This window comes from Ignavibacteria bacterium, from assembly GCA_016707005.1.
Lineage (GTDB): Bacteria > Bacteroidota > Ignavibacteria > Kapaibacteriales > Kapaibacteriaceae > UBA10438.
In genome coordinates, this window is the sequence record JADJIQ010000001.1 from 297,927 (window position 1) to 324,361 (window position 26,435).

The 26,435-nt window shown below is 53.1% G+C and carries 20 protein-coding genes; 12 read left to right on the top strand and 8 right to left on the bottom strand.

Translation table 11 applies throughout. The annotated features are described in order from the left end of the window. Positions 1–67: 67 nt before the first annotated feature. Complete coding sequence (locus IPI29_01340) at positions 68–1,513, bottom strand: alpha/beta hydrolase (GenBank protein ID MBK7411185.1); 1,446 nt, start codon at positions 1,511–1,513, stop codon at positions 68–70. A gap of 109 nt (positions 1,514–1,622) precedes the next feature. Here IPI29_01340 and IPI29_01345 point away from each other — a divergent pair, with 109 nt between their 5' ends. The 9 genes from IPI29_01345 to IPI29_01385 all read left to right on the top strand — a co-directional run bounded on the left by IPI29_01345 (position 1,623) and on the right by IPI29_01385 (position 12,719). Continuing rightward, positions 1,623–2,360, top strand: coding sequence for a hypothetical protein (locus IPI29_01345; protein ID MBK7411186.1), 738 nt, complete (start codon positions 1,623–1,625; stop codon positions 2,358–2,360). Between the two features lie 70 nt (positions 2,361–2,430). Continuing rightward, the gene (locus IPI29_01350; GenBank protein ID MBK7411187.1) at positions 2,431–5,490 is read left to right on the top strand and encodes a glycosyl hydrolase; all 3,060 of its coding nucleotides are present in this window, start codon (positions 2,431–2,433) and stop codon (positions 5,488–5,490) included. Positions 5,491–5,553: 63 nt separating this feature from the next. Then, positions 5,554–7,050 (top strand): tetratricopeptide repeat protein, encoded by a 1,497-nt coding sequence (locus tag IPI29_01355; protein ID MBK7411188.1) that lies wholly within the window; start codon positions 5,554–5,556, stop codon positions 7,048–7,050. After that, positions 7,050–7,376: a DUF3467 domain-containing protein gene (locus IPI29_01360; GenBank protein ID MBK7411189.1), complete on the top strand. Its 327-nt coding sequence runs from the start codon at positions 7,050–7,052 to the stop codon at positions 7,374–7,376. Before IPI29_01355 ends, IPI29_01360 begins: the two co-directional genes overlap by 1 nt. A 58-nt stretch (positions 7,377–7,434) precedes the next feature. Next, entirely contained in the window at positions 7,435–7,581 is a 147-nt protein-coding gene (rpmH, locus tag IPI29_01365; GenBank protein MBK7411190.1) for a 50S ribosomal protein L34, read from the top strand. A 15-nt stretch (positions 7,582–7,596) separates the two neighbouring features. Continuing rightward, the gene (rnpA, locus tag IPI29_01370) at positions 7,597–7,983 is read left to right on the top strand and encodes a ribonuclease P protein component (protein MBK7411191.1); all 387 of its coding nucleotides are present in this window, start codon (positions 7,597–7,599) and stop codon (positions 7,981–7,983) included. Next, positions 7,965–8,240, top strand: coding sequence for a membrane protein insertion efficiency factor YidD (gene yidD / locus IPI29_01375; protein ID MBK7411192.1), 276 nt, complete (start codon positions 7,965–7,967; stop codon positions 8,238–8,240). The genes rnpA and yidD overlap by 19 nt, the downstream gene beginning before the upstream one ends. Positions 8,241–8,246: 6 nt before the next feature. Continuing rightward, entirely contained in the window at positions 8,247–10,100 is a 1,854-nt protein-coding gene (yidC, locus tag IPI29_01380; protein ID MBK7411193.1) for a membrane protein insertase YidC, read from the top strand. 159 nt (positions 10,101–10,259) lie between these two features. Continuing rightward, positions 10,260–12,719 (top strand): choice-of-anchor D domain-containing protein, encoded by a 2,460-nt coding sequence (locus IPI29_01385; GenBank protein MBK7411194.1) that lies wholly within the window; start codon positions 10,260–10,262, stop codon positions 12,717–12,719. A gap of 83 nt (positions 12,720–12,802) precedes the next feature. Here the strand turns inward: IPI29_01385 and IPI29_01390 are convergent, their stop codons facing one another. After that, on the bottom strand, positions 12,803–14,098 hold the full coding sequence (locus tag IPI29_01390) for a GWxTD domain-containing protein (GenBank protein MBK7411195.1): 1,296 nt from the start codon (positions 14,096–14,098) through the stop codon (positions 12,803–12,805). An 8-nt stretch (positions 14,099–14,106) separates the two neighbouring features. After that, a complete protein-coding gene (locus IPI29_01395; protein MBK7411196.1) occupies positions 14,107–15,390 on the bottom strand; it encodes an acetyl-CoA hydrolase/transferase family protein in 1,284 nt (427 codons plus the stop codon). A 70-nt stretch (positions 15,391–15,460) separates the two neighbouring features. Between IPI29_01395 and IPI29_01400 the strand changes: the two genes are divergently transcribed. Further along, a complete protein-coding gene (locus IPI29_01400; protein MBK7411197.1) occupies positions 15,461–17,488 on the top strand; it encodes a 4Fe-4S dicluster domain-containing protein in 2,028 nt (675 codons plus the stop codon). Between the two features lie 41 nt (positions 17,489–17,529). Here the strand turns inward: IPI29_01400 and IPI29_01405 are convergent, their stop codons facing one another. The 5 genes from IPI29_01405 to atpD all read right to left on the bottom strand — a co-directional run bounded on the left by IPI29_01405 (position 17,530) and on the right by atpD (position 23,391). Beyond that, positions 17,530–18,810 carry a glycosyltransferase gene (locus IPI29_01405; protein ID MBK7411198.1) on the bottom strand — a complete coding sequence of 427 codons (1,281 nt, stop codon included), beginning with the start codon at positions 18,808–18,810 and terminating at the stop codon, positions 17,530–17,532. A gap of 6 nt (positions 18,811–18,816) precedes the next feature. Then, a complete protein-coding gene (locus IPI29_01410) occupies positions 18,817–19,920 on the bottom strand; it encodes an aminopeptidase P family protein (protein ID MBK7411199.1) in 1,104 nt (367 codons plus the stop codon). Positions 19,921–19,922: 2 nt separating this feature from the next. Next, positions 19,923–21,392: an IMP dehydrogenase gene (guaB, locus tag IPI29_01415; GenBank protein MBK7411200.1), complete on the bottom strand. Its 1,470-nt coding sequence runs from the start codon at positions 21,390–21,392 to the stop codon at positions 19,923–19,925. Positions 21,393–21,563: 171 nt separating this feature from the next. After that, the gene (gene atpC, locus IPI29_01420) at positions 21,564–21,980 is read right to left on the bottom strand and encodes an ATP synthase F1 subunit epsilon (protein ID MBK7411201.1); all 417 of its coding nucleotides are present in this window, start codon (positions 21,978–21,980) and stop codon (positions 21,564–21,566) included. A gap of 1 nt (position 21,981) precedes the next feature. Then, positions 21,982–23,391 (bottom strand): F0F1 ATP synthase subunit beta, encoded by a 1,410-nt coding sequence (gene atpD / locus IPI29_01425; GenBank protein ID MBK7411202.1) that lies wholly within the window; start codon positions 23,389–23,391, stop codon positions 21,982–21,984. 123 nt (positions 23,392–23,514) lie between these two features. On the opposite strand from atpD, the gene IPI29_01430 reads away from it, so the two are divergent. Together IPI29_01430 and IPI29_01435 are read left to right on the top strand one after the other, a co-directional pair. Next, complete coding sequence (locus tag IPI29_01430) at positions 23,515–25,083, top strand: hypothetical protein (protein MBK7411203.1); 1,569 nt, start codon at positions 23,515–23,517, stop codon at positions 25,081–25,083. Positions 25,084–25,186: 103 nt separating this feature from the next. Continuing rightward, a complete protein-coding gene (locus IPI29_01435) occupies positions 25,187–26,356 on the top strand; it encodes a thiolase family protein (GenBank protein ID MBK7411204.1) in 1,170 nt (389 codons plus the stop codon). The last annotated feature ends 79 nt before the right edge of the window (positions 26,357–26,435 follow it).

Here is a 26,435-nt window from a genome sequence, read left to right on the forward strand (position 1 = left end):
GCGAATAGCGAATAGCGAATAGCGAATAGCGAACAGCGAATAGCGAATAGCGAATAGCGAATATCGGTCAGCTTCCTTGCAGGATCCACTTAACGATCCTCTTTACAACCTCAGGGTTGACCGTTTCACCGAGGCGTGACATTTCTTCATCCGTGCATTCGTCGCAGGTTTGAAACATGTGGTTCACGTCCTTGATAACCTCGATCACGGTTCGAGTGCGCTGAGACGACGTTTTCCGTAAGGCGGCAGCATGTTCTTCGCCAGGGATCTCCGTATCACGCTCTGCATAGAGAGCTAGCAACGGTTGACGCATTGCACTGAAATACTCCGATGGTTGATACCAAAGGTAGGATCTTAGCCAAGGAAGAAGGGATGAGGTAATATAAGCTTCTCTGCCGGCACGCTTGAATTGAGCAGCCATAGGGTATCGCACGAGCAGATCCGGCCGTTCATCAATGATTGAGTCTGCTAACTCGAGTATCCGGGGAACGACCACGCTATCAACTCCTCCCAACAAAACGGTGGTGCACCATTGATCGACCATACCGGTAGCAACCGAGATCAGCTCTTCGTCCGTTTCGCGGAGTCGTTCCCGAGCTGCGATCTGCGTTAACAGCGTATTCCGTCCATCCATCGCTGGTGTGCTCATGAACACGACACGCGACACACGATCAGGATAACGATTTGCGACAACGGCAGCAGCCAAGCCCCCTTCGCCGTGACCGATGATCACGATCCTTGATGTATCTATATGAGGATGGGTTCGAATCCGTTCAAGCGCAGCACTCATATCCGAAGCCTCATCGTCGATGGACGTAATATCTCCGGTTCCGGTGGACTGGCCAACTCCACGGTCATCGATCCGAAGTGTTGCGATATTCTTCTGTGCGAACAACGATGCAAGTACCAAATAGGGGGCATGTCCCGACGAGCCCCTTGCATTTCGGTCGGTCTGACCTCTGTCACCGGCAAGTATCACAAGAGGATACCTTCCGAGCGTATCCGGGAACGTGAGCTCTCCGGCAAGCATGATCCCGGCCGGGCGGTTTGGGAACCTGATCTCAGACGTGATATAGGGTGGGGCCTGCCCCGGTTCCTGCGTCCGCTCCTGAATGATGATCTTCTTCAACACTACAGGGGAGTTCGTCTTCCGCTGTTTCCAAACCCCGGTGATGGTAGGGGGCTGAGCACTCGCCTGACCCTCAAAGACCAAGTCGTCATTGACACTTGTAAACAAGAGTTTACCGTCTGAACATGACACTGACGAAAATTGATTGCCAAAATACCCGGAGTTGGGATTATCCCACGTGGCGTCACATGGGCCGTTCACATAGGCCGAGATATGGATGATGACCCTGTTCCGGAGTCCGGAGACCGTTGTTACATCTCCCGACCAAGCGCCAGATAGAACGGAATCCACTGTTGGGAGCATCGTTGCAGGGTCGGTCTGTGCCGCAATGTTCAGCCAGCAAAGGAGAGAAAACACGGCCGCCAGGAACACGCGAAGGAACATATTTGTTATCACTAGGATAGGTGGACGTGAAACTCTTGCACCTAATTTGCGTAACTGGCTCGACAAATCTTGTCGGGTCAATACTTTCAACGTACCGGAGCATCGTACTATGCGTCGACTTCTTCTAGCCCTCACTGTTATGTGTTTGGGCGTTCTGACGTCTTCTGCCATCACACTCGACGAGATCATTGCCAAAAATATCGAAGCACGTGGTGGTCTCGCGAAGATCAAATCACTAAAGACCCTGGTGATGGACGGAACGATGTCCATGTCTCAGGGTATGGAATTGAACTTCACTCAGACCCAAAAACGTCCGATGAAATTCCGGATGGACATGAGCTTCCAAGGAATGTCCATGGTTACGGCCTATGACGGCACTACCGCCTGGGGTATCAATCCAATGGCCGGCAACAAGCCGGAAAAGCAGCCGGCGAGCGAAGCAAAGCGTATGGCGGATCAAGCAGACATGGACGGATTGTTGGTTGACTGGAAGGACAAGGGCTATCTGCTAGAACTTGTTGGACCGGAAGATATCGACGGTGCAACTGCGTATAAGATCAAGATCACGGACAAAGACAAGGAAGTAAAGTTCATCTACATCGATGCTACAACGTGGCTCGATGTGAAGCTTAGCATGCGCATCAGCATGATGGGACAAGAAGCCGATGTGGACATGATGATGTCCAATTACCAAGAAGTTGGTGGTGTTCAAATGCCGATGCTGATGGAGATGCGCTCCGAAGGACAAACAATTCTCTCGATGTCCTACAGCAATCCAAAGGTGAATACGGATATCCCGGATTCCCGATTCGCCTTCCCTGGCGAAACTCCAGCAAAAAAGAACTGATCGAAATCTGATCGTAAACACTCCTACCCCCGCCACGAGCGGGGGTAGCTGTATGTATGAGGGAGAACCCATGATCACGCGATTCACCACACACCAATACGTATTCATCGCTCTGCTGCTTTGCGCGGGCAGTGTTCATGCACAGATCACCTTCTCAGGTGGTATGCTTGGACCACTCAGAGCAAGATCGCTCGGTCCGGCTGTGATGAGCGGCCGCATCAGTGACATCGCGGTTGTGGATACGGCACCCCGACGGTTCTATGTAGGTGCTGCAGGGGGCGGAGTATGGCGCACTACCAATGCCGGTGTGACATTCTCATCGGTATTTGATGAGTATCCTCAGTCGATCGGTGCCATCACGATCGATCAGAAACGGCCGGATACCGTGTGGGTAGGAACTGGTGAATCTTGGACGCGCAACAGTGTATCCGTTGGAGAAGGGGTGTACCGTACCACCGACGAAGGGAAGACGTGGACGAAGTGCGGTTTGGATTCCACCGAACGCATTTCGAAGATCATGATCCACCCCAAGGATCCGAAGACGATCTATGTTGCTGCGCCCGGTCCACTCTTTAATGACAGCGAACATCGCGGCCTATACAGGTCAACTGACTTTGGCTCTACGTGGTCAAAGATCCTGAGCGGTGATGCCCGAACGGGATGTTCAGACGTGGTGATCGATCCGAAGAACCCAAAGATCATGGTCGCTGCCATGTGGTCGTTCCGCCGAACACCACATTCGTTCGTTTCCGGCGGTCCCGGATCCGGGATCTTCCGGAGTACGGATGCCGGGAATACTTGGACTAGGGTGCAGAAGGGGCTGCCCACCAGTGAGATGGGAAGAATTGCACTCGCGATGTCTCCACAGGATCCAAAGCTTATCTATGCTAGCGTGGAATCCAAGGAGTCCGCGATGTATCGTAGCACCGATGGAGGTATCTCGTGGGAACGCCGGTACGTTGGCTCTGTTGTTGACATTCGCCCCTTCTACTTCTCTCGACTCGTCTGCGATCCGAAGGACAAGAACGTTGTCTATAAGTGCGGAATGCAGATGTATCGCAGTGACGATGGTGGTCTGACGTTTACAACCATCGCCCAAGCGGCCCACAGTGATCATCATTCTGTGTGGATAGACCCATCGAATACCCAGCACATTATCCTTGGCACAGACGGTGGGGCGTATGAGTCCTATGAGCAAGGAAAGTCCGTTCGATTCTTCCAGAATCTTCCGATATCACAATTCTATCATGTTACAACCGATGACGCCACACCCTTCAACGTGTATGGCGGACTGCAGGACAACGGTTCTTGGCGCGGCCCTTCCGATGCAGATGGTGGTATCACCAATGGTACATGGAAGTTTGTAGGGGGCGGAGATGGATTCAATGTTGCTCCGGAACGAGCCGATGCGTCCATTGTCTATTGGGAATCACAAGGCGGTAATCTGAACCGTACAAACCTCCGAACGAAGGAAACAAAGAACATCGCTCCAACCCCGGAAGACGGTTCTTCCAAGCTTCGGTACAACTGGAATACTCCCATTGTGCGCGGCAAAAGAGCCGGTGTAATCTACGCGGGTTCGCAATACCTACACAAGAGCACGGACAAGGGCGATACCTGGGTGCGAATCTCCGCTGATCTCACAACGAATGACAGTACGAAACTCACACAAGAAGAAAGCGGCGGACTCACCGTCGACAACTCGTCGGCCGAGAATCACTGCACCATCTTTGCCATCGCTGAGTCTCCGCTGAATGAGTCGATCGTATGGGTCGGTACAGATGATGGGAATCTGCAGCGCACAACTGATGGCGGCACATCATGGAAAATGGTAGCGCCTCCATCCTCAATACTTCCGAAGAATACGTGGGTTTCATCCGTTGAACCGTCTTGGCACGATGAAACAACCTGCTACGTAACATTCGATGGTCACATGGGTGGCGATATGAGAACGTATGTGGCGCGTACAACAGATCTCGGTGCCACATGGACCATACTTCCTATGACAGATGTAAGGGGTTATGCCCACGTCATCCGTCAAGATCCGGAGCAGTCAAGGATCCTCTATCTCGGTACCGAATTCGGCTTGTGGATCTCCCTAGACACTGGTGCAACCTGGATCGCATTCAAGAACAACCTTCCCACAGCGGCTGTTCGCGATATCGCGTTTCAACGTCGTGATCATGCCCTCGCGATCGCAACACACGGAAGAGGGATCTATGTGATCGACGAGCTTGATGTACTCCGAGCGATCGACCCATCCGTGATCCGTGATGAGATCACACTTCTACCAACTGTTCCTGCAATACGAACGCAGGGTGGTGGAGCCGGACGTTGGTTTGGCGGAGACGCTGATTATGTCGGAGAATCAAAAACCGAGTCAGCACGTGTGTGGTACGTATTGAAGGATCGTCATGTCCGCGGCTCCTTTACGATCACGATCAAGGACAGTTCCGGAACCGTGATTCGATCCATTCCCGGGTCCTCGAGAAAGGGGCTCAACAGCGTTGAACTTGCAATGCGTAAACCAGCCCCGTTAACAGCGAGTTCGGAGGTAGGAGGAGCATTTGGCTCGCTTATCGGTCCGCTTCTTGCTGAGGGGACGTATACAGTGGAACTCAATAAGGCGGGGACGATTGCTACCACAACCATACGCGTTGTGACCGACTCGATCTACGGACATAGTGACGCAGACAGGGAAGTACAACAACAGCTTGTGGCTCAATTGTATAGTCTCAATGAAGATCTGGCTATCACTGTTGCCCAGGTACAGGCTGGTCGGGATGAGTTGTTGCGTCGGCTTGCCGATTCAACACTTACCGATCAGGCAGCCAAGGCAAGGATCAAGGCTGGGTTCGATTCGCTCGACGCATTGAACAAGGAGCTCGTGAACACAAAGGTTGGATTGATCACCGGCGAAGAACAACTGCGCGAGAGACTGTCTTCGCTCTATGGCGAGGTGAATGGGTTCCTCGGTCGTCCAACGAGCAGTCAGCAATCCTTGGCCTCTTCACTAGGAGCACGAGTGGCGTCGGCAACGAACCGAGCCCAAGAACTTCTCTCACCATGGGGACTTGAATCTCGCCGCGCCGTAGAGGACAGACTTCGCAAGGCACGAGGCAGGAAATAGACCGTTTCAAGAGGGGGCTCGCCGTATCTTCGCAGTCTAGCATTCATGAACTGGACTTACGTGATGAAACGTACCCTCGTCTTCTACATCATAGCTGCATCATTCGCCATCCTCACACAGGGTTTCCAGTGTGCATCGTCGGAACTTGCCACTGCTCGTAAGGCCATGCAGGCCCAGGACTACGTCAAGGCAAAGACCGCTATCAATAAAGCACTTGTGACAAATCCCAATGACTGCGATGCATTGGTGATGCTTGGCGAGGTGAACGAAGCCCTGAAGGACACGGACGGAATGGTAGAGGCATATGGCAAGGCTCGTCTGTGCCCGGGCGTGAAGCCTGAGCAACAAACGATGATATCGGTCAACCTTTATAACCTCTGGGTAGGACAATACAACGGAGGGATCACAAACTTCAATAAGTATGTTGAGGCAAATGATACCCAACGGCTTAGTGATGCTCGAACAAATCTTGAGCGTGCCCTCGAGATCAAGCCTGAATATTCAGATCCTCTCGTTCTGCTTGGACAGATCCTGGAGATCAAGGGTGATACTACCAAGGCCATTGAGATCTATCAGCGATGGTGGGAAATGGAGCGTCCGGGTTTCGAAATCTTGCGTTCCAAGAACATCACAATGATCTCTACACGCGGAGACGTGATCAAGGCATTGGGCACTGCAGCCTTTACAAAGATGGACAGCATCACGAATGGCGTGATCTATAAGGACCGGTTTGACGTTGGTGGACGAGATCTCATCGTCTTTACGATGGCTGAAGGGGCGAGTGAAGCAGTCATCGAAGGATGGACCTACAATGCACCGGCATCGGTGTCAGAGATGGAGAAGTGGCGCACTCGCAGCGCTACGATAAGCCCCCTGAAATCCCTGGCATTCATTGCGTATCAGAGAGGCACCTACACGGATGCACTTACCTGGACCAATCTGGTGATGCAGGCGAAACCTACCGATCAAGAGCTTGTTCCTCTTCGTACGCAGCTTCTTCAGAATCTTGGCAAAACAGATGAAGCAATGGCCGAACTCAAGGCGCAGATCGCGAAGGAACCAACAGTTGTACTGTATCGACTTCAATATGCGGCCATGCTCTCTGGAGCAGGGAAGTACGAAGAGTCCGTGTCAGAGTACAAAAGCGTGATCCAGATGGAGCCTAACAACGAGACTGCTCTGTACAACCTTGCAGCCAACTACAAGAATATTGCGAGTACAAAGCAGAGAACAGAACTGGAGAAGATGGACAAGAGCAAGAACTATCGTCCAGACACAACCTATCTGACCGATCTCAAGACATCTGCAGAGTATTTCGAACGTCTTCGTAAGTCATCGTTCAAATACCGCGACGATATCGTCGTCCTAGAGCAGCTTGCAAATGTCTATGAAGTCCGAAAAGAGACAGCCAAGGTGAAGATGCTCATCATGGAACTGGAGGCTCTAGAGGACAAATACCGCACAAGCAAGGATTATTACCTCATCATGGAGGGGCTGTATGGCCGCAACAAGATGGTGGACAAAATGAAAGAAGCACAAGAGAAAGGAGCCAAACTATAATGGCAAACAACCCAAATAACCCCAACGATCCGCAAAACCAGCAGCAGATGACCATTGAACTCGGCGAAAAAGAAGCCGAAGGTATCTACTCAAACCTTGCGATCATTTCCCACTCACCCGCCGAATTCGTGGTGGATTTCACACGGATCCTTCCTGGGGTGCCAAAGGCTCGGGTTCACGTTCGGATCGTGATGACTCTCCAGCATGCCAAGCTTCTCCTGCACGCCCTTGCCGATAATATTGGGAAGTATGAGAACCAGTATGGCGAGGTTCAGGTTGACGGGCAACACCAGCCGTTTCCGCCAGGTGTGACGAACATCAACTGATCCTTCGTATCTTTGAAGTCTTGTCAAATCGAGTCAAACCGAAAACCCTGGTGTAATTATGAAGCGTACGTATCAACCAAGTCGTCGTCGCCGCGTCAACGTTCACGGTTTCCGTGCCCGTATGGCAACTAAGAACGGCCGTAAAGTCCTTGCACGCCGTCGTGCTAAGGGCCGCGCCCGTATCGCTGTCAGCTTCGCACGCTAAGAAAAGCCCCCTCCCATGGTCGTTCGACCATTAAAGGGTCAAGGCGCATTCAATGACGTAATGCGGTCCGGTCGTCGTACAACGTCCGGGCCGCTTTCGTTGACGGCGGCCTTTTCCGGCGATCGTTCATCAGTCGAGACGTTCACATTTGGCGTCACGATCGGCAAGCGTACGGCCAAACATGCCGTTGTGCGAAACCGAGTTAAGCGTCTCCTTCGCGAAGCCGTTCGCCGATCGGTTCCGGCACGATCCCAAGCACTCTCTCGGGCCGGCATCCATACAGTCGTTCTCGTGTGGCGTTCTGCACCCAAGTCTCCAATGCTACTGCGCCTCTCGGATGTCCATCCCCATGTAGCCGCAGCCCTAGACCAAGCGATCTCCGTATGCAGCAGAAACGCCTAACCCCGATCGCTGTTGTCCTTGTGGCCATTATTCGGTTCTACCGAGTGGCCATTTCGCCGATGTTCCCATCATCGTGCCGATTCACACCTACCTGCTCTCAATACACGCTCGAGGCCATACGATCCTATGGTGCTATTCGTGGGTCTTGGCTTGGTGTGAAACGAATCTCAAAATGTCATCCCTTCCACCGTGGCGGGCACGATCCTGTTCCCCCGGCTCCTGGTCATTCTCATCACGATCACGTGCATACGATCTAAGGTATCATGGACAGACAATCCCTTATTGGCGTCATCCTCATTTCCGTTGTTGTTGGTCTCTGGATCTTCTTCCAAAGTTCGACCACACAACGGGACGTAACGCCTCAGAAGACCGCTCAAAAGACCGAGCAACAAGAGGTCAAAAAAGCTGCAGTGGTGCCTGATGCACCGCCGGTGAATTTTCAATCGGCACCCTCCAGGACCATTACTGTTGCCTCAGACCTGTACCGGATCCGTCTCAGTTCCGACGGTGCAACGGTTCGGTCGTGGCAGCTGAAGAAGTACCACCCGTGGTACAAGGACAAGGACACATCGGCACATGTAGACATCGTCCAACCAGGTGCCTATGAATATGGGTTTTCGTTCCGCGCCATGAACGGGAAAAAGGTTGAGGCACGCTCGATTCCTTTCATGTGGGAAACGGATAAGGACAGCATCTACGTTGCTCCCGGTCAAACTCTGACCATTCGGGCTACTGCCATGGTCTCGCCTGGCGGAACCATTACCCGTTCCTACACCTTCTCCGGTGACCACTATGATGTGGGCACAGAGCTGGCACTTGATGGGATGGAAGGCGTGATCCCACAGACCAACCGATACGTCAACCTCGAGTGGTCTCGCGGTATTCGGTATCAAGAGGGGAGCAGCGTTGACGAATCGAATAACGCCGTTGCCATCGTTTCCACAAATGGCGACGTAGATGAATTGGATGCCTCAGAGTTCAATGCTCCGGTTGAGAAGAACGCCAACGGAACGATCGACTATCTGGCAACACGCTCCAAGTACTTCGCTGTAGCGATGATCCCTCCGAAGGGCTTCGATGGGTCTGCCTTCTACAAAGGTGTTCGTTACGGTCTGCCCGATGAAGGGTATGAAGAGCAGTATTCGCTCACCTTCAAACTCCCCTATGCAGGAGGCTTGCAGAAACATGCTATGACGCTGTATGTGGGGCCGATGCAGTACGATACACTGGCATCGTATGGCCTTACCGGGATCATGAATTTCGGCTGGAAATGGATCGTGAAGCCGATCGGCGAATACTTCATGCTGCCAACTCTGAAATTCATCAACTCCGGCATTCCGAACTATGGTATTGCGATCATCCTGTTCGCACTCCTCATGAAGCTCCTACTCTACCCTCTGGGGATCACCCAGATGAAGTCGGCCAGGAAGATGCAACTCGTTGCGCCGCTCATGAATGAGATCCGCGAGAAGCACAAGGATGACAACCAGACCCAGCAACAGGAGATGATGAAGCTCTATAGTGAGTATGGCATCAACCCTGCCGGTGGGTGCTTGCCCCTTCTGCTCCAAATGCCGTTCCTGTACGCTCTGTATGCAGTTCTGAACCTCAATATTGAACTTCGCCAGGCTAGTTTCCTCCCGTTCTGGCTGACCGATCTCAGTGTGCCCGATGTGATCCTGTCCTTGCCGTTCAAACTGCCCCTTTTCAACATCGACAAGTTCTCGGGTCTGGCTCTGCTCATGGGTGCCACACTCTTTATCCAGCAAAAGCAGGCAGTTACGGATCCGCGCCAAAAGGCCATGGTCTACATGATGCCGGTGATGCTCACGTTGATGTTTTCAACCCTTCCGTCGGGTCTAAACCTCTACTATTTCGTCTTCAATGTGGTTGCCATTGGGCAGCAGGTGTATCAGACCAAGTTTGCGAAGAATAAGCTAACCCTGGCCGATCTGAAGAAGATGCCCAAGAAGGAATCCTGGCTCCAGAAGAAGATGCGCGACGCCCAGGAAATGGCCGCAGCTCAGGGAAAAGCGATCCCGGGGCAGCAACAGGGTCGGATCGGTGGAAAAAATGGTCAGCAAAAGGGCAGTACGAAGCCAAAGAAACGCGGTTGACCCTTTGAACTGTAACAAAATCTGACACCTTGTGTCGGAACCTCGGATGGCGCATGCTCAGCGTGTTCCGATGAATCCTATATTTAGGGCTTGGAACCTCTGATGACCTTGATTCTAACTGTACAACTTTCCTTTTTTCGTTCCCCGAAAGGACCATGCATGAGTTCTGGTTCACTCTTCCGTTCGCTCATACTTGCCGCCTTATTGGTGCTTGTATCTGCGGGTGCTGCTAATGCCCAATTCACAGGTGCATATAAGCGCATCAAATTGCTCGAACAATTCACAAGCGCTACATGTCCTCCATGTGCTCAAGCAGCTCCGTATATCGAAGCTGTTGTGAAGCTTGAGAATGATATCATCTCTGTGCGCTATCACATGAATTACCCTGCTCCGGGCGATCCATGGAACGTGATGAATGGTAATCATCCACAGGTCCGCCACGATCTCTATGGGATCTCCGGTATTCCGTATCTGCGTGTTGGTGGTACGATGAACATCAATCCAACTGCTGGTGTAGCTGCGATCAACAATCTTGTCTCGCAGATCCCTCCTACGTCGATGGCCAAGATCGATGTGAAGCAAGTTGGCGGCAAGATCGAAGTAACGGTCAAGACAGACCGTGCTCTTTCAGGTGCTCACCTCTTCTTCTCAACCATCCAGCGTTCGGTAACGATCGCTAACCTGCCTTCTACGTTGCCAAACAGCAATGGTGAGCGCACATTCGGTGATATCATGATGTTCATGTATCCGGATGCTGCCGGCACGGCGATCACACAAGCTGCAGGTGAAACGAAGACCTATACGTTCACACCGGCAGTGGGCAGTGATCTTACATGGAATAAGACCAATCTCTACGGCATCGCATTCATCCAAGATGATGCTTCGCTCGAGATCATTCAGGCTGGTGCTTCGGTAACGAATGCCACACCGAACGCCTTCGATTATTTCGAAGGATCCAAGGCAACGGCGAACCTCTCCGGTATCTACGAGCGCGTAGACCGCGGTTCCACAGACACAAAGACGATCGCCCTGAACAACAGTGGATCCGAGCCTGTGACGGTTGACCTCACAGTTAGCAATTCTGAAGCTCTTGCTCAGATCGGCATGGCTGCAGAGATCGTGCCAGCAACGGTGACCATTCCAGGGAATGGCACGGCTACAACTGAACTCAAGGTCACAGGACCGGATCGTTCGGTGTTTGTATCGATCGGAACCTCCTTGGCCGCTACGGATGGCCTTGGCGGCATGGTACCGAACGTGTATTACCTCGTCAATGGCGGTAAGGTTGTGAACTATTACGGTCTTGGTAATGAAGGTGCTCCGCTGACGCAGATCGCCGCTCAATCATCTGCCAAGTATCTCAAGGATGTGGTCTATATGCCATATTCAACAGAGATCCTCACGAACTACCCATCAAGTGAATTCGATGCAGCGATCTTTGCATTTGATGCATACTGGCTGAACCTGCGCGGAACAACACTGACAGAAATCGAAAACCTTCTCAAGGCAAAGAAGGGCATTTGGATCCAGTCGCAAGCAGGTATGTACGCTGCATTCGACCGTTATTCCACAAATGCAGCATTCGATCCAACACGTGTTTGGTATCGGACAGTTGCCGGTATTGACCTCAGCAAGTTCGAATTCCGTGCAAACTTCGATGCAAATGGTAACCCAACGTCACTCATCCAGTTCCCTGTAAAGGGCGTTACGGGTGATCCGATCGGTGGCGGTATCACATTCACGGGCAATGCAGCAACGCAAGACTATCCGTACTACGCTCTTGGCACGGACATCATCAAGCTCACGTCGGGCTCCAAGGCCAAGCCGGTGCTGTATTACGACAACAACCAAAACAATGTGGCTATGGTTCGTGTAGAGCCTACCTATGGTGGACGTCTTGTCTACGGTTCGGTTGGTTCCGAGATCATCGCTGCTACTGCGTCTCGCAATGCACTCACAGAAAAGGTCATTGACTGGTTGCTTGGAACTGATGCTGCCGCTCCAAAGATCGCTGTAAGCCTCAGCACGCTCAACTTCGGCGCTGTTGAAGTTGATGCTTCAAAGGAAATGTCCTTCACACTTACCAACACCGGTAATTCTGAACTGAACATCACAGACTACGCTCTTACGGGTGCAGATGCAATGTCGTTCGATATCACAGGTGGCGGGATTGTGAATGGCGTACCGATCAAGGTTGCAGCCGGTGCAACACATGTTGTGAAGGTCACCTTTGCACCTACGTCCAAGAAGACGATCTTCGGTGCTGTTCTTGCCTTTGTTTCAAATGCAGCTGATGCTCCAACTGTTCAGCTTCGTGGTTCGAGCACTGTTACAAGTGTTGAAACAGAAGTTGTCAGCGAAACCGGTGCCATCGGACTCTCGCTTGTCGGAGCCAACCCTGTTGCCGACAACTCCGCTGTTCGTCTCACATCGAACGGAAACGTGACCGTAACAGTTGTTGATGCAGCGGGACGTACGGTTTCGACGCTGTTTGACGGCGCTGTGAACGGCACGGAAACGGTCTCGATCGCTTCCTCAACTCTCACGTCAGGTACATACTCGATCGTAGCGACAAACGGAGCTGATCGTGCTGTCCTTACAGTGGTTGTAGTGCGCTAACCATTCGCGTAAAAACAATAACGGCCGTCTCGCTTTTGGCGAGACGCCGTTTCTTTTTCTATTCTAGGATCGGAGCAGCTCCGCTATCTGCGATAACTATACTTAGCGTTTGCCGGAAGCGGCGTGCGTAGTCGATAGTCGCCAAATCCTGTATTGTCTTCGAACGTGAACGACAAGTTGTTTGGGTATAGCCACCTCGTAACAATGGAGACTCCGTTCTGTGCCGTGAATCTCTCTGTGTTCATCGGTTCACCGTAGATGATATATACTCGCCCCATATCCGTGAGCCATCCCTCTGTATAGGACTTGAACCTGCGATTGGCCTGCTCAATGCGAGAGTAATATTCTTCTAGAGCCTCGTTTCGTACTGTTGATGACGTGGGATCGAGTTTCTTCCAGTAGTCTTCAAATCTCGTGAGTCGTTCTATCTCCGTTGCTCCGCCTTGGATCACATCGATGTCGCTCTGGTCGGCTACATAGATCAACTGCTTGATTGCCTTTGTAACGTCACTGAGGACTGCCCCAGTCATAGAGCGCGGGACCACATACGGTCGTGTGCGCTCCGCAAGAACGATGTTCGTATCTGCAACCTCGGAACCACCCACCGGGTGAAGCCGCAGTCGCAACGAATACGTGCCTGGGATCATTCGTGGTGGTGTTGTGAGTGGTACAAAGGACTGTATGACGTTCCTCTCGGCGATAAAGGGCTCTCCCGTTCCGGATGCAAGCATACGTCCGTCTGTAGCTTCGATGGTCCATGCGAGGAGACCCTTCGTGGGCACATCCTTGAGGTAGATCTCTACAAAGGCGAATAGGGATACCTCGTTCGACCACACGATGTCTCCAACATAGGGCACAATGGAGAATCGATCACCGCGCTGTTCAATGTCACTTGCTAGCATCACGGAGCTCATGTTCGTTGACCCTGTTGCCAGAGAGGGGACAACGATCTTCCGTGTAACAGTATGATCGCGTCGTCCAAACACGTCGCGTGCAATGATTTCAATGCGATATGTACCCGGTCGAAGCTCATATCGTCGAACAGCATTGTCTGCTTTTCCGGTCTTCCCCCGCGCAACGGCATAATCGTCCTCAACCACGCTCCGCTTATACGTTGAATCGAACAGCTTTCTGCCGGCTGTATCGCGAACGGTAGTTGTAACGGAGTACTCTCCAACCATCGTGCCGTTGTACTCGGAGAACTGCAATGACTCATAGGGCACGGATACATAGACATCGACCCGTGTCATGGCGGGGTTCACGACGCTTCGGAATGACAGCACATCAACCATGAATGGAGCGGGTATCGCTGGCTGTGCAAGCACGTTTGACATTCCACCCGCGAGGGTGCACAATGCAATGAGGGTAGGTGTTTTCATGGTATTGGTCAGATCCGAACCGACACCTTCCATTGGTCGCGTGCCTCTCGTGCGAGGCGTTCCCGTTCGTCGGGATGTGCGATGTGGATCAGCGTCTCCGCACGTTCTCGAAGTGTCTTTCCATGAAGATAGGCGATGCCGTGTTCTGTTACCACATAGTGCACATGCGCTCTTGAGGTAACCACTCCTGCACCGGGCTTCAAGATCGTTGCAATGCGACTCACACCCTTTGCCGTTCGTGAGGGAAGTGCGATGATCGGTTTGCCGCCTCTCGATAATGCAGAACCCCGCATGAAATCTACCTGACCACCGACGCCTGAGTAGGGGGCCGTTCCGATCGAATCAGCACAGACCTGGCCACTGAGATCCACTTCGATGGCGCTGTTGATCGCCGTCATCTTGGGATTCCGTTGGATCACCGTTGGGTTGTTCACGTAGGCCACATCAAGCATGGCCACCATCGGATTATCATCGATGAACTCGTACACCTTCTTGGTTCCCATCACAAACGTTGCCACGATCTTGTTCGGGTGTACCGTTTTACGTCTTCCATTCACAACGCCCTTCTCAAGGAGAGGGATCAGACCATCACTGAACATCTCTGTATGAACGCCAAGGTCCTTGTGTCCGTGAAGTTCGTGAAGAACAGCGTCGGGAATAGCGCCAATGCCCATTTGCAGGGTAGCCCCATCATCAACAAGGGATGCAACGTGACGTCCGATGGCTTGCTCCACCTCTCCCAGCTCCGGCGGCTGTACCTCAAAGATCGGATCATCCACTTCAACCATGTACGTAAGTCGGTTCATGTGAACCAAGGCATCTCCATGCGTACGCGGCATGTTGGGATTGATCTGAGCGATCACGATCTCAGCCGAAAGGAGTGCTTCATGCGCTGCCTCAACCGTAACTCCGAGTGAGCAGAACCCATGTTTGTCAGGGGGCGAGACGTTGATCAATGCAACATCGATGTCGAGAATGTTGCTGCGAAACAGGTGTGGGATCTCGGAGAGAAAGACTGGTGTATAGTCTGCACGACCTTCTTGTACGGCCTTGCGCATGTTCCCGCCGATGAACAGACAGTTCACCCGGAAGCTATTGGCATACTGTGGCTCCGCATACGGAGCAGGTCCCTCTGTGTGGAGATGAATGATCTCTACATCCTGCAACCGAGCTGCCTGACGGACCATCTCCTTGATCAGAGTCTGGGGCGCAGCTGCCACGCTATGAAGATAGATCCGGTGTCCGGACTGAATGGCTGCTATCGCAACTTCGGCACTTACCTGCTGACTCATGGAGTCTCCATTGTGATCGAGACTGCAAAGTTAGCGTTTGGTATCTTCGCTGGAAGCAAGGGAATACAACATGGACATCAAGAACATCATTTTCGTCATCGTCCTGCTCATGGCAGGGGGCTTCTTCCTTCGTAGTGCGATGCGCCTGATCGCGTGGTTGCGGGTAGGAAAGGCCGATGATCGATTCAGCCACATCGGCGAACGCATCCGCACAACACTTGTTGTTGGCTTTGGCCAAAGCAAGATCCTGCGAGACCGCGTGGCCGGACCGATCCACGCGATGATCTTCTGGGGCTTCTTGATCCTGCTGTTCTCCGCGCTGGAAATGGTTCTCGAAGGATTCCATGAAGGTTGGTCATTCAACTTCCTTGGTCCAGTCTACTCGGTAATAACGATCCTCACGGACATCTTCTGCCTGCTGATCATCGTTGGCACGATGATGTCACTCTGGCGCAGGTATGTGACCAAGGTTCGCCGACTCCAAGTTGAACACGAAAAGGTGGAAGCAGGCATGATCCTGCTTACGATCTTCTCGATCGTAACTGCCCTCTTTATCCAGAACTCGCTCAGACTTCATGTGTTCGGCGAGGACTTCTCCTGGGCTGTTCGCCCTGTTGGACGTCCGTTTGGCGCTATGCTTCATGGCGTGCTCGGTGATGCGAGCGGGGTTGTTTTTGAGGTAACCTGGTGGATGCACGCCGTTCTCATCCTGGCCTTCATGAACTACCTCCCGTTCTCTAAACACCTCCACGTTCTTACGTCCATTCCGAATGTCTTTCTAGGACCCCTTTCTCCAACGAACAGCATGGAGAAGATCGATTTTGAGGCTGAAGGTGTTGAGAAGTTCGGCGTAGTGGACATTGAAGATCTGTCGTGGAAGTCGTTGCTCGACGGATATACGTGTACCCATTGCGGACGCTGCACAAGCGTCTGTCCGGCCAATCAAACGGGCAAGGTTCTCGACCCGCGCGGCATCATTGTTGCCATTCACGACCGTACCGTAGACAAGGCGCCCCTTATCCTGAAGAAAGAAGCAGGGGGCGAACTTTCTCCGGATGAACAGGCCGTTTGGGATAAGAAGCTCATTGGTGACTATGTAGATCCAGATGCTCTTTGGGCATGTACCACATGCGGTGCGTGTATGCAGGAATGTCCGGTGAACATCGAACACGTCCCGGCCATCGTTGGAATGCGCAGGTCGATGGTGATGATGGAATCCCAATTCAACGATGAGTCGGCGTTGTTGCCGGACATCTACGGGAACATGGAGACGAATTCCGTTCCCTGGGGCGGGTTTGGTCAGGCAGACCGCGCAAACTGGGCCGAAGGGATGGGCATCAAAACGGCCGCAGAAGACCCGTCGATGGAGGTACTGTTCTGGGTCGGATGTGCCGGATCCTATGACGAACGCGCAAAGAAGACCACAAAGGCCTTCGCCGAACTCATGCAGATCGCCGGAGTGGACTTCCGCATCCTGGGTACGGAGGAAAACTGCACCGGTGATGTGGCACGCAGGACCGGCAATGAGTATTTGGCCGATATGCTCACAAAGACAAACGTAGAGACCTTCCAGCGCTACGATGTGCAGAAGATCGTGGCCACGTGCCCACATTGCTTCAACACCCTCAAAAACGAATACCCACAGTTCGGCTTTTCAGCGGAGATCCTGCACCATACACAGTTCATTCAGGAGCTGATCGAAACGGGTCGTCTTGTGATCGATCGTACGAAGGCTTCTGCCGAAGCTGTGACCTATCATGACTCGTGCTACTTGGGTCGCTACAACGACGAATATGAGGCTCCTAGGGCTACTCTGGAAAATGTGCCGGGCCTTACAGTGCTCGAACCTGCAAGATCGAAGGATCGCGGTCTCTGCTGCGGCGCAGGTGGGGGACGTATGTTCATGGAGGAACACGTGGGAGACCGCGTGAATGAAGTTCGGACGAATGAACTTCTGGGAACTGGCGCTCAGACAATAGCCGTGAACTGTCCATTCTGCACAACGATGATCACCGACGGCGTAAAGGCCGCGGAAAAGGTTGATTCAGTGCAGGTGAAGGACATCGCCGAGATCTTACGGGACCGGGTGAAGGCGTAAGATGGGACGTAAGATGGGACTGAAGATGGGACGCTGGTGCGTTACATTACGCGGGTGCTGAGGGCGAGCTGGCGTGCGAGCTGACTCGTGAGGGTTGTACGGTTGAACTGTTCAACGACGGACTCATCCGGGCGGGGGAGAGCCCCCTTCTTCCATGCATCGATCATTTCATTGATGCAAAGCGCGATCGCCTCAACATCATCCGGGTCTGTGATCCATGAAGCACCGTAGCGCTCGGCGTCTTTCCTGAGTGCTCCGTTGGGGACGCTTACCAGAAGGGGTTTTCTCGTGCCGAAGTACTCGTACAGTTTGGCACTGGAGATGGTGTCTGCATTCCGTGTATTGCCTACCATCATCCACAATACATCACTTTCCATGAGTAGCTTCACAGATTCTTCGTGGGCGCAATATCCATGATCATGGATCACGTCTGAGAGCCCGAGTTTTTTAGCGGCCTTGCTGTATTCCTCGCGCAGTAGTCCCGCAAAGTGGAGTTCGATCGGCACGTCCTTGCGTTCCGACATCACCTTCTTGACAGCTTTGAAGAATGGTATCGGTGTTACAACATCGTAGAAGATGCCTGCATAGGTCAATCGAAATACGCCATCATTGCGCTTGGTAGGGGGCGGAGCAGGAATATCCTCGGGATCGAACCCGTGCGGAAGGATCACCACATCCTCAAAGTTGAGGTGGTTATACGTTGCGATCAGTCGCTCTTTGAGTCTGCGATTGGTAACGGTCACACGTGATGCATGCGTAAGCACGTCGTGCTCCAATGCTTGATGCCGATGTGCATGCCACGGTGTTGGATAGAAATGAAACTGATTTCCATACCAGAGGTCGCGGTAGTCAACAACAAGCGGAATACCTGTCTCTTCACTGAGTTCAGCGGCAGCCATCATCGCAGAGAATGGGGGACCGCTCACAAAGATCGCATCAAAGGTATGCTCCTTCACGAGTTCTCGTGCTAGAGCTAAGGCCTGCTTGGCCCAACTGCGCTTGTTGTCCGGAATGAAGATCGTATCACTTGCCTTACGCATGATCTTGCGCATCCACTCACGCGGCATCTTCACCGTACCCTTGCCTTTGAGGAGGGAATTCGGATCTGCTCCACTGGTACGATGGATGACGATGTCTCGTCCCTCAAGCTCTTCGAGCAGGGACGGATCATGAGCGTAGTAAGCCGTTGGTCCCGTAGTGATGACGTGTGGTTGCCATCCGTTGTCGGGAAGGTATTTGACGAATTTTGAGACGCGCTGAACGCCGCTCAATCCCATCGGCGGGAAATAATACGCGAAGACGAGGACAGAATGTTGTGCCATTACTCCTTACACGATCACAAGTTCGCGCGGGGCGGTTGTAAGGATCTGCGGGCCGTTCGGCGTCACAACCACATCATCTTCGATACGCATGCCGAACTTGCCCGGCAGATAGATCCCGGGCTCGATCGTGATCACACAATTGGATGGAATGGTCTCTCCCTTGTTCGCAGAAGAAACGCGCGGATTCTCGTGTACTTCGTACCCAAGTCCATGGCCAAGGGAATGACGGAAATACTCTCCGTAGCCGGCACGCTCAATAACCGTGCGTGCTGCTTTGTCGAGTTCCGCTGCTCCAACGCCGCTTACGGCTGCATCTAAGGCCGTCATGTGTGCATCATAGAGCACACCGAAGACCTCCATGACCTTCTTGCCCGGCGTGCCAACGCAGAAGGTGCGGGTCATGTCGCTATACAAGCCGTTGACGCAGCAACCAAAGTCCACGGTTACCACGTCGCCACTCTTGATGACGGCAGAACTTGCTCTGCCATGGGGCATGGCACTGCGTACCCCTGCTACCACGATGATGTCGAAAGCATCCTTTTCAGAGCCGAGCTCACGCGTTGTAGAGGCGAGGAAGGTAGAGACCTGTTGTTCGGTCATTCCCGGCTTGAGAATTCCCAACATGCGTTCGTAGGCCGTACTTGCTATCTGAGCAGCATGGCTGATACTTTTGATCTCGGCCGTACTCTTCACTCGTGTGATGTTCTCAACGATGTTTGACGTCTCTACGAGTTTTGCGCTACCGAGCGCCTTCTTCATCACCTTGTGTGAAGCCACGGAGTGTTTTGTAGGATCAAAGCCAACGGACTTCCAGGTCTTGGCCAGCCCCTTCTTTGCCACGGTTCCCCAGGAATCGCGATCGATGATCACTTCAAGACCGTCGACCTTGATCAGTTCCTTGCGAACCTGTACTTCGTAGAGATCATTGGTGAAGAAGTAGGCCTTTCTTCCGGTGACAATGGCTAGTGCCGTTGATCCCGAAAAGCCAAAGAGGTAGCGCAGGCTTGGCACATGCGAGACCACGTATGCATCAAGCTTGTTGACCTTCATTGCAGCGCGAAGTGCGGCAATGCGCAGTTTCGCTGTGTTGGTTTGGGCGGATGTAGCCATGTTCAGCGGGTGTTATAGTTCGGTGATTCTTTTGTGATGATGATGTCATGCGGGTGCGACTCGCGCAGTCCGGCAGATGTCATACGGACGAACCGTGCATCACGTTTCATGTCTTCGATCGTTGAACAGCCACAGTATCCCATTGCTGCTCGGAGACCGCCAACGAGTTGATAGATTGTGTCGGCCACATTTCCTTTATATGGCACGCGGCCTTCAATACCTTCCGGAACGAGCTTTGCGATCTCGTCTTCTACATCTTGGAAGTACCGATCAGCGGACCCTTGGTTCATGGCACCAAGTGAACCCATGCCGCGATACATCTTGTAGGCACGGCCCTCAAGGAGCACTTTCTCTCCCGGAGACTCTTCATGACCGGCAAGCATACCGCCAACCATCACGGTGTCTGCACCGGCAGCGATGGCCTTGGCTACATCACCGGTCTGCTTGATGCCGCCATCGGCGATCACGGGGGTATTCGAGCGTGACGCAACCTCGGCAACATTCATCACGGCGGTGATCTGAGGAACGCCAACACCGGCCACTACACGTGTAGTGCAGATAGAGCCGGGGCCGATACCAACCTTGACCGCATCTGCACCGGCATCGATGAGCGCTTGTGCTGCTTCACCTGTGCCGATGTTGCCGGCGATCACGCTCAAAGATGAGTAGCGACCCTTGATGGCGCTTACCATCGTGATCACACCCTTTGTATGGCCATGTGCTGTGTCAACCACAACAACGTCAACTCCTGCATCAACAAGTGCCGCCACCCGGTCCATCGTGTCAACGGCAATGCCGAGTCCGGCACCAACGAGCAGGCGACCTTGATCGTCCTTGGCTGCCTTCGGATATTTCTGCTTCTTTGAAATGTCCTTTACGGTCATCAACCCAACAAGTACTCCCGAGGCATCAACGATGGGGAGCTTCTCGATACGATGCTGATGAAGAATGCGCTCAGCATCTTCGAGTGTTGTCCCGATCGATGCAGTGATGAGACCTTCGCTTGTCATGATGTTGGCAACGGGTTCATCACTATTGAGTGCAAATCGCATATCGCGATTGGTAACGATCCCTACAAGCCGGTTCTCACTATCGATCACTGGGAATCCCGAGACCTTGTACTTGGCCATCAGATCCTGTGCATCACGCACCGTGTTCTCTCGACGCATGGTGATAGGCTTACGGATCATGCCGCTCTCTGAGCGCTTCACACGGTCCACTTCCTCTGCCTGGCGTTCGATCGACATGTTCTTATGGATGATCCCCAGGCCCCCTTCACGAGCGAGCGCAATGGACATCGACGACTCGGTTACCGTATCCATCGCAGCGCTGATGATCGGTATCCGAAGCTTGATGTTGCGCGTAAGAAAGGCTGAGGTATCTGCGTCGCGGGGGAGTGTCTCCGAATACCGCGGAACTAGAAGTACATCATCAAATGTGATGCCTTCGCTGAGGATCTTTTCGAGTGCCATAGGCAAAAATAGCCAAATGAACAGCGAATAGCGAATTCAGAATAGCGAATAGCGAATAGCGAATAGTGAATCAAAGGTCACCATCAACCATTCGCTATTCACTATTTGCTATTCGCTATTCGCTATTCGCTATTCGCTATTCGCTATTCGCTGTTCGCTATTCGCTATTCGCTACTCCGCCTGCAATCGTGCGGCGCGGATCCGTGCCTCGGCCCAATGCAATTCTTTGCGAGCGAGTTCGCGTGCATTTCTGTCAGGATCTGAATCTGCCTTGGCGCGTGACGATGCAAGATCATTTTCTGCGCTGGCAACATCGATGTCCTTGGCCTGAAGGATGTCTTGTACAACGATATTCACGTTGTTCTTGAGAACTTCAATGAACCCTTCGCGTGCTGCGAAGTACGACACGTGGTTCTTCTCATCCTCGATCTTCAGCACGCCGATATCCAACGAAGAGATGATCGGTGCGTGATTATAAAGGATTTGGAAGGGGCTTTGTGATCCCGGTACGCTTACAGCGAGTGCTGTGCCTTCGTAGGCCGTTGCGCGCGGGGTAACAACGCTGACGTTGAGGATGTGTTCAGACATATTAGTTCTGCGACTTCTTGTAGGCTTCCAATACTTCGTCGAGCGTGCCCTTATAGCTGAAGTAGCCTTCCGGCACATCATCCACGTCTCCATCAAGGATGGCCTTGAAGCCAGCGATGGTGTCGTTGATCTTTACGTAGCGACCAGGGAAGCCGGTGAACTGCTCGGCTACGTGGAATGGCTGGGAGAAGAATCGTTGGATCTTGCGAGCACGGTACACCGTCAACTTGTCTTCATCAGAAAGTTCATCCATACCGAGGATCGAGATGATGTCCTGAAGGTCCTTGTAGGTCTGAAGGATCTTCTTCACGCGTGTTGCCGTGTTGTAGTGGAGCTCACCGATGATCAGCGGGTCAAGGATCCGTGAGGTGGAATCGAGTGGATCCACAGCTGGATAGATACCAAGCTCTGCGATCTGACGGCTGAGAACCGTAGTAGCATCAAGGTGGCTGAAGGTGTTGGCAGGTGCTGGGTCAGTAAGGTCATCAGCAGGAACGTACACAGCTTGCACAGACGTGATGGAACCGCGATCCGTTGAGGCGATACGTTCTTGGAGGGCGCCCATTTCCGTTGCCAACGTTGGCTGGTAACCTACGGCAGAAGGCATACGACCGAGAAGGGCCGATACTTCAGAACCGGCCTGTGTGAAGCGGAAGATGTTGTCAACGAAGAGAAGAACGTCCCGACCTTCTTCGTCACGGAAGTACTCGGCCATTGTAAGTGCCGTAAGAGCAACACGAGCACGAGCTCCCGGTGGTTCGTTCATCTGACCGAATACAAGTGCTGTCTTGTCGATAACGCCGGACTCTGTCATTTCGAGGTAAAGGTCATTTCCTTCACGAGTACGCTCACCAACACCGGCAAACACGGAGTAACCGCCGTGCTGCTTTGCGATGTTGTGAATGAGCTCCTGGATGATAACGGTCTTGCCAACACCCGCACCACCGAAGAGACCTGTTTTGCCACCCTTTGTGAACGGCTCAATGAGGTCGATCACCTTGATGCCTGTTTCGAACATCTCCTTCTGTGTTGAGAGCGTTGCGAAATTCGGAGCAGAACGGTGAATGGACCAACGTTTTTCGCTTGCGATCGGGCCCTTGTTGTCGATCCCATCACCGATCACATTGATCAATCTTCCTAGAACGCCTGGTCCTACCGGAACGGAGATCGGTGCGCCTGTGTCAACGACTTCCATTCCGCGGACAAGGCCGTCAGTGGAGTCGATGGAGATCGCACGAACGCGATCTTCACCAAGGTGCTGCTGCACTTCACAGACGAGGACCTCTGCCTTGCCTGTTTCGATCGATGTACGATCGACCGTGAGTGCGTTAAGTACGGCTGGAATATGGCCATCGCCGAATTCGACGTCGATGACTGGTCCGATGACCTGAACGATACGACCCTTGTTCATGATGTTCTCGTTGAAGGGGGCTTGGGAGGATGTAATCAATAAAGTCTATAAAAATAAGGACATCGTTTGAATCGTCGGTAGAAAACTCCGCTGAGTTCTCCACAGCCCCCTAAATTCATACCCATGAAGCAGCCTCTTTGTGGCTTGTTGGTGCTCTTTAGCCTCGTGACTTTGGCGCGTGCTGACGGGCCGGACAGATCGACATGCCCGGAATCTCTCGCATGGTTGGTGGATCAAGTAGAGTGGGTGGTGCCAAGCGCTGGTCCCAAAGATGCCCTTCGTTCAAGAAGGCTTGTGGTGATTCATATGCGCGAGTATGGCAACTCTAGGGAGGTTGCCAACGCCGTCATGGTATGGCAGGCAAAGTCTCCCTCACCCAATGTGGAGGTTCTGTGCGTCTGGAGTTCGATCAGCGGTATGGAGCTTACCCGTCAGATCACCACGCTTCCAGGGTCGTGGAGCCACGTCCGGGATTACCAACACATTCCCGGTCTCCTCTGGTCACTACCTACCGGCCCCGCCATCGTGGCCGCCTACAACGAATCTGGCGTCAATGTGTGGCACGTGGAGGCCGACTCAACGATCGGTTACGTGATCGACCGTTGGGTAGAACAAGGTATCGTCCCCCCGGATCCATCTTTGCCGATAAACACCGTCGATGTTCGTCGGTGTTCCATGGAGCTACGTGCGTCATCCCCTGGATCAGGAGGTGCAGTAGCTGGAGGAGCTGATAAGGGAAAGCGGTGCTGGGTGCGGCGCGCGAACGGATCTTCAGTCCTGCGTGCCGTGATCGAATTCTTGCAGCCTGAGGCCGAGGTGACGAATGTGGCGCATGCAGAGAGTACTGACACGCTGTATGATCTCGACCTTGTAGTTCCAGCAACGATGGACCGGGCAAGGATCTGCGACTCGCTCGTGAACGTTCTGTCCTCGCGGTTTGGTCTGATCGCCGTGCACGAGGAAGTCTCCTACGTTCGACCGATCCTGAACGTAACCGATAGTGCCCTCTTGAGTTCACATACAAACCCAGGAACTTCGTGTCTCACCATCGGTGAGGTCGTTCGTATGTGGTCCCGCCGTTACAATGAGCGCGTAGCGGTGTTCTACACGTGGATGGATACGGCTACCATCGATATCCCCATTCGATGGGATCGAAGCGATTCAACGAATCAAGACCTCGCTCGTGCTGGACTGTCTGTTGTGAATAGGTGGCGCACTACACAACAATGGGTGATCCGTCCTCGCGGTGTACCGGAGTCCGAGGTTGTGTACCTGCTTGGTCGAACGTATGCCATGCCAACCATTAGTGCGTTGGTCCATCATGTCGATGGGCGCACGTGGTATGGGATGGAAGCGGGCATCATTTCCGGGAGCCTCAACTCGGGACACGGATTCTACGGCATCATGGGGTATCGGGTATGTGCTGAATACCAACATGCCGATCGGGGGATAGGGGGCTTCTCGATTGGCCTGGACATGAGCAGCTTCTTCGTGCTTCGAATGCGCTGTGGGATGTACACGGACTTTGAGGACCTGCTGTGGGTGAGTGTGATTCCGGAGATCGGTCTTGGGTATGTTGGCCGAGTTGCTCTCACCGTGGGAGGCACCATTCCCATAATTGGCATGCCAGCCGTCCCGGCATCTGTGCGTGTCTCCGCTACCTACAACTTTCTGCCGGCTGGTGCACGATGAGGGACCATGCTGGTTCACACGCCTACAAGCCCAATTCTGTGGTATTTTTGTTGGCTGTAATCGTAACCCCGTAACCCCGTAACCCCGTAACCCCGTAACCCCTATGACCTACATCGTCTCTGCCGCCCGCACCCCTATCGGATCTCTTCTTGGATCTCTGAGCGACCTCAGTGCACCGCAACTCGGTGCCATCGCTATCAAGGCCGCCGTTGAACGGGCAAAGATCAGCCCTGACGTCATCAGCGAGGTGATCATGGGCAATGTTCTCACAGGCGGTGTTGGCCAAGCGCCGGCGCGCCAGGCAACAATCTTCTCTGGTCTTCCAAAGTCCGTTCCTGCTATGACCATTAATAAGGTCTGTGGTTCGGGTCTGAAGGCAGTGATGTTGGGCGACCAAGCCATTCGTTGCGGAGATGCTCAGATCGTGGTCGCCGGCGGACAGGAATCCATGACCAATGCTCCTCATGCAATGCTCGATTCGCGTAAGGGCGTCAAATTCGGCAACGCCCGCATGGTGGACCTGATGCAATGGGATGGTCTGTGGGATGTGTACAATCAAACCGGAATGGGAGACGCCGCAGAGCTTTGTGCCTCGGAATGTAACCTCAGCCGTGATATGCAGGATGAATACACGATCGAATCGTATCAGCGAGCACAGGAAGCACAGAAGAATGGTTGGTTCTCGGATGAGATCGTTCCGGTCACGGTTACCGGACGTAAGGGTGACGTGATCGTTGATACCGACGAAGAGCCGATGAAGGTGAACTTCGACAAGCTCAAAACACTCAAGCCGGCCTTCAAGAAAGACGGTACAGTAACAGCCGCCAGTTCATCGTCGATCAATGACGGTGCAGCAGCAATTGTTCTCGCATCTGAAGCAGCTCTTACCGTACACGACTGCGAGCCGATGGCACGCATCATCGCTCAAGCATCCTTCGCTCAGGATCCGATGTGGTTCACCACGTCACCAGTGGAAGCGATCAAGAACGTTGTTGCTAAGGCTGGTCTCAAGCTCGATGATATCGACCTCTTTGAGATCAACGAAGCTTTCGCTGTTGTTGCTCTTGTCGCGAAACAGCAACTCGGTATCCCACGCGAAAAGATCAACGTGCAGGGCGGCGCCGTTGCCCTTGGTCACCCGATCGGCGCCAGCGGCGCTCGTATCCTTACCACGCTGCTGTATTCACTGAAGCGTCAGGGTAAGAAGTACGGTCTTGCAACCTTGTGCATCGGCGGCGGAGAAGCCTCAGCCGTTGTGGTGGAGATGGTGTAAGAGAAGAGGCGAAGAGGCGAAGAGGCGAAGAGGCGAAGAGGCGAAGGGGCGAAGGGGCGAAGGGGCGAAGAGGCGATCT

Bases quoted from the DNA above. Each gene is read 5' to 3' on its own strand.
- IPI29_01340 (MBK7411185.1), bottom strand. From the start codon at position 1,513: ATGTTCCTTCGCGTGTTCCTGGCGGCCGTGTTTTCTCTCCTTTGCTGG.
- IPI29_01345 (MBK7411186.1), top strand. From the start codon at position 1,623: ATGCGTCGACTTCTTCTAGCCCTCACTGTTATGTGTTTGGGCGTTCTG.
- IPI29_01350 (MBK7411187.1), top strand. From the start codon at position 2,431: ATGATCACGCGATTCACCACACACCAATACGTATTCATCGCTCTGCTG.
- IPI29_01355 (MBK7411188.1), top strand. From the start codon at position 5,554: ATGAAACGTACCCTCGTCTTCTACATCATAGCTGCATCATTCGCCATC.
- IPI29_01360 (MBK7411189.1), top strand. From the start codon at position 7,050: ATGGCAAACAACCCAAATAACCCCAACGATCCGCAAAACCAGCAGCAG.
- rpmH (MBK7411190.1), top strand. From the start codon at position 7,435: ATGAAGCGTACGTATCAACCAAGTCGTCGTCGCCGCGTCAACGTTCAC.
- rnpA (MBK7411191.1), top strand. From the start codon at position 7,597: ATGGTCGTTCGACCATTAAAGGGTCAAGGCGCATTCAATGACGTAATG.
- yidD (MBK7411192.1), top strand. From the start codon at position 7,965: ATGCAGCAGAAACGCCTAACCCCGATCGCTGTTGTCCTTGTGGCCATT.
- yidC (MBK7411193.1), top strand. From the start codon at position 8,247: ATGGACAGACAATCCCTTATTGGCGTCATCCTCATTTCCGTTGTTGTT.
- IPI29_01385 (MBK7411194.1), top strand. From the start codon at position 10,260: ATGAGTTCTGGTTCACTCTTCCGTTCGCTCATACTTGCCGCCTTATTG.
- IPI29_01390 (MBK7411195.1), bottom strand. From the start codon at position 14,098: ATGAAAACACCTACCCTCATTGCATTGTGCACCCTCGCGGGTGGAATG.
- IPI29_01395 (MBK7411196.1), bottom strand. From the start codon at position 15,390: ATGAGTCAGCAGGTAAGTGCCGAAGTTGCGATAGCAGCCATTCAGTCC.
- IPI29_01400 (MBK7411197.1), top strand. From the start codon at position 15,461: ATGGACATCAAGAACATCATTTTCGTCATCGTCCTGCTCATGGCAGGG.
- IPI29_01405 (MBK7411198.1), bottom strand. From the start codon at position 18,810: ATGGCACAACATTCTGTCCTCGTCTTCGCGTATTATTTCCCGCCGATG.
- IPI29_01410 (MBK7411199.1), bottom strand. From the start codon at position 19,920: ATGGCTACATCCGCCCAAACCAACACAGCGAAACTGCGCATTGCCGCA.
- guaB (MBK7411200.1), bottom strand. From the start codon at position 21,392: ATGGCACTCGAAAAGATCCTCAGCGAAGGCATCACATTTGATGATGTA.
- atpC (MBK7411201.1), bottom strand. From the start codon at position 21,980: ATGTCTGAACACATCCTCAACGTCAGCGTTGTTACCCCGCGCGCAACG.
- atpD (MBK7411202.1), bottom strand. From the start codon at position 23,391: ATGAACAAGGGTCGTATCGTTCAGGTCATCGGACCAGTCATCGACGTC.
- IPI29_01430 (MBK7411203.1), top strand. From the start codon at position 23,515: ATGAAGCAGCCTCTTTGTGGCTTGTTGGTGCTCTTTAGCCTCGTGACT.
- IPI29_01435 (MBK7411204.1), top strand. From the start codon at position 25,187: ATGACCTACATCGTCTCTGCCGCCCGCACCCCTATCGGATCTCTTCTT.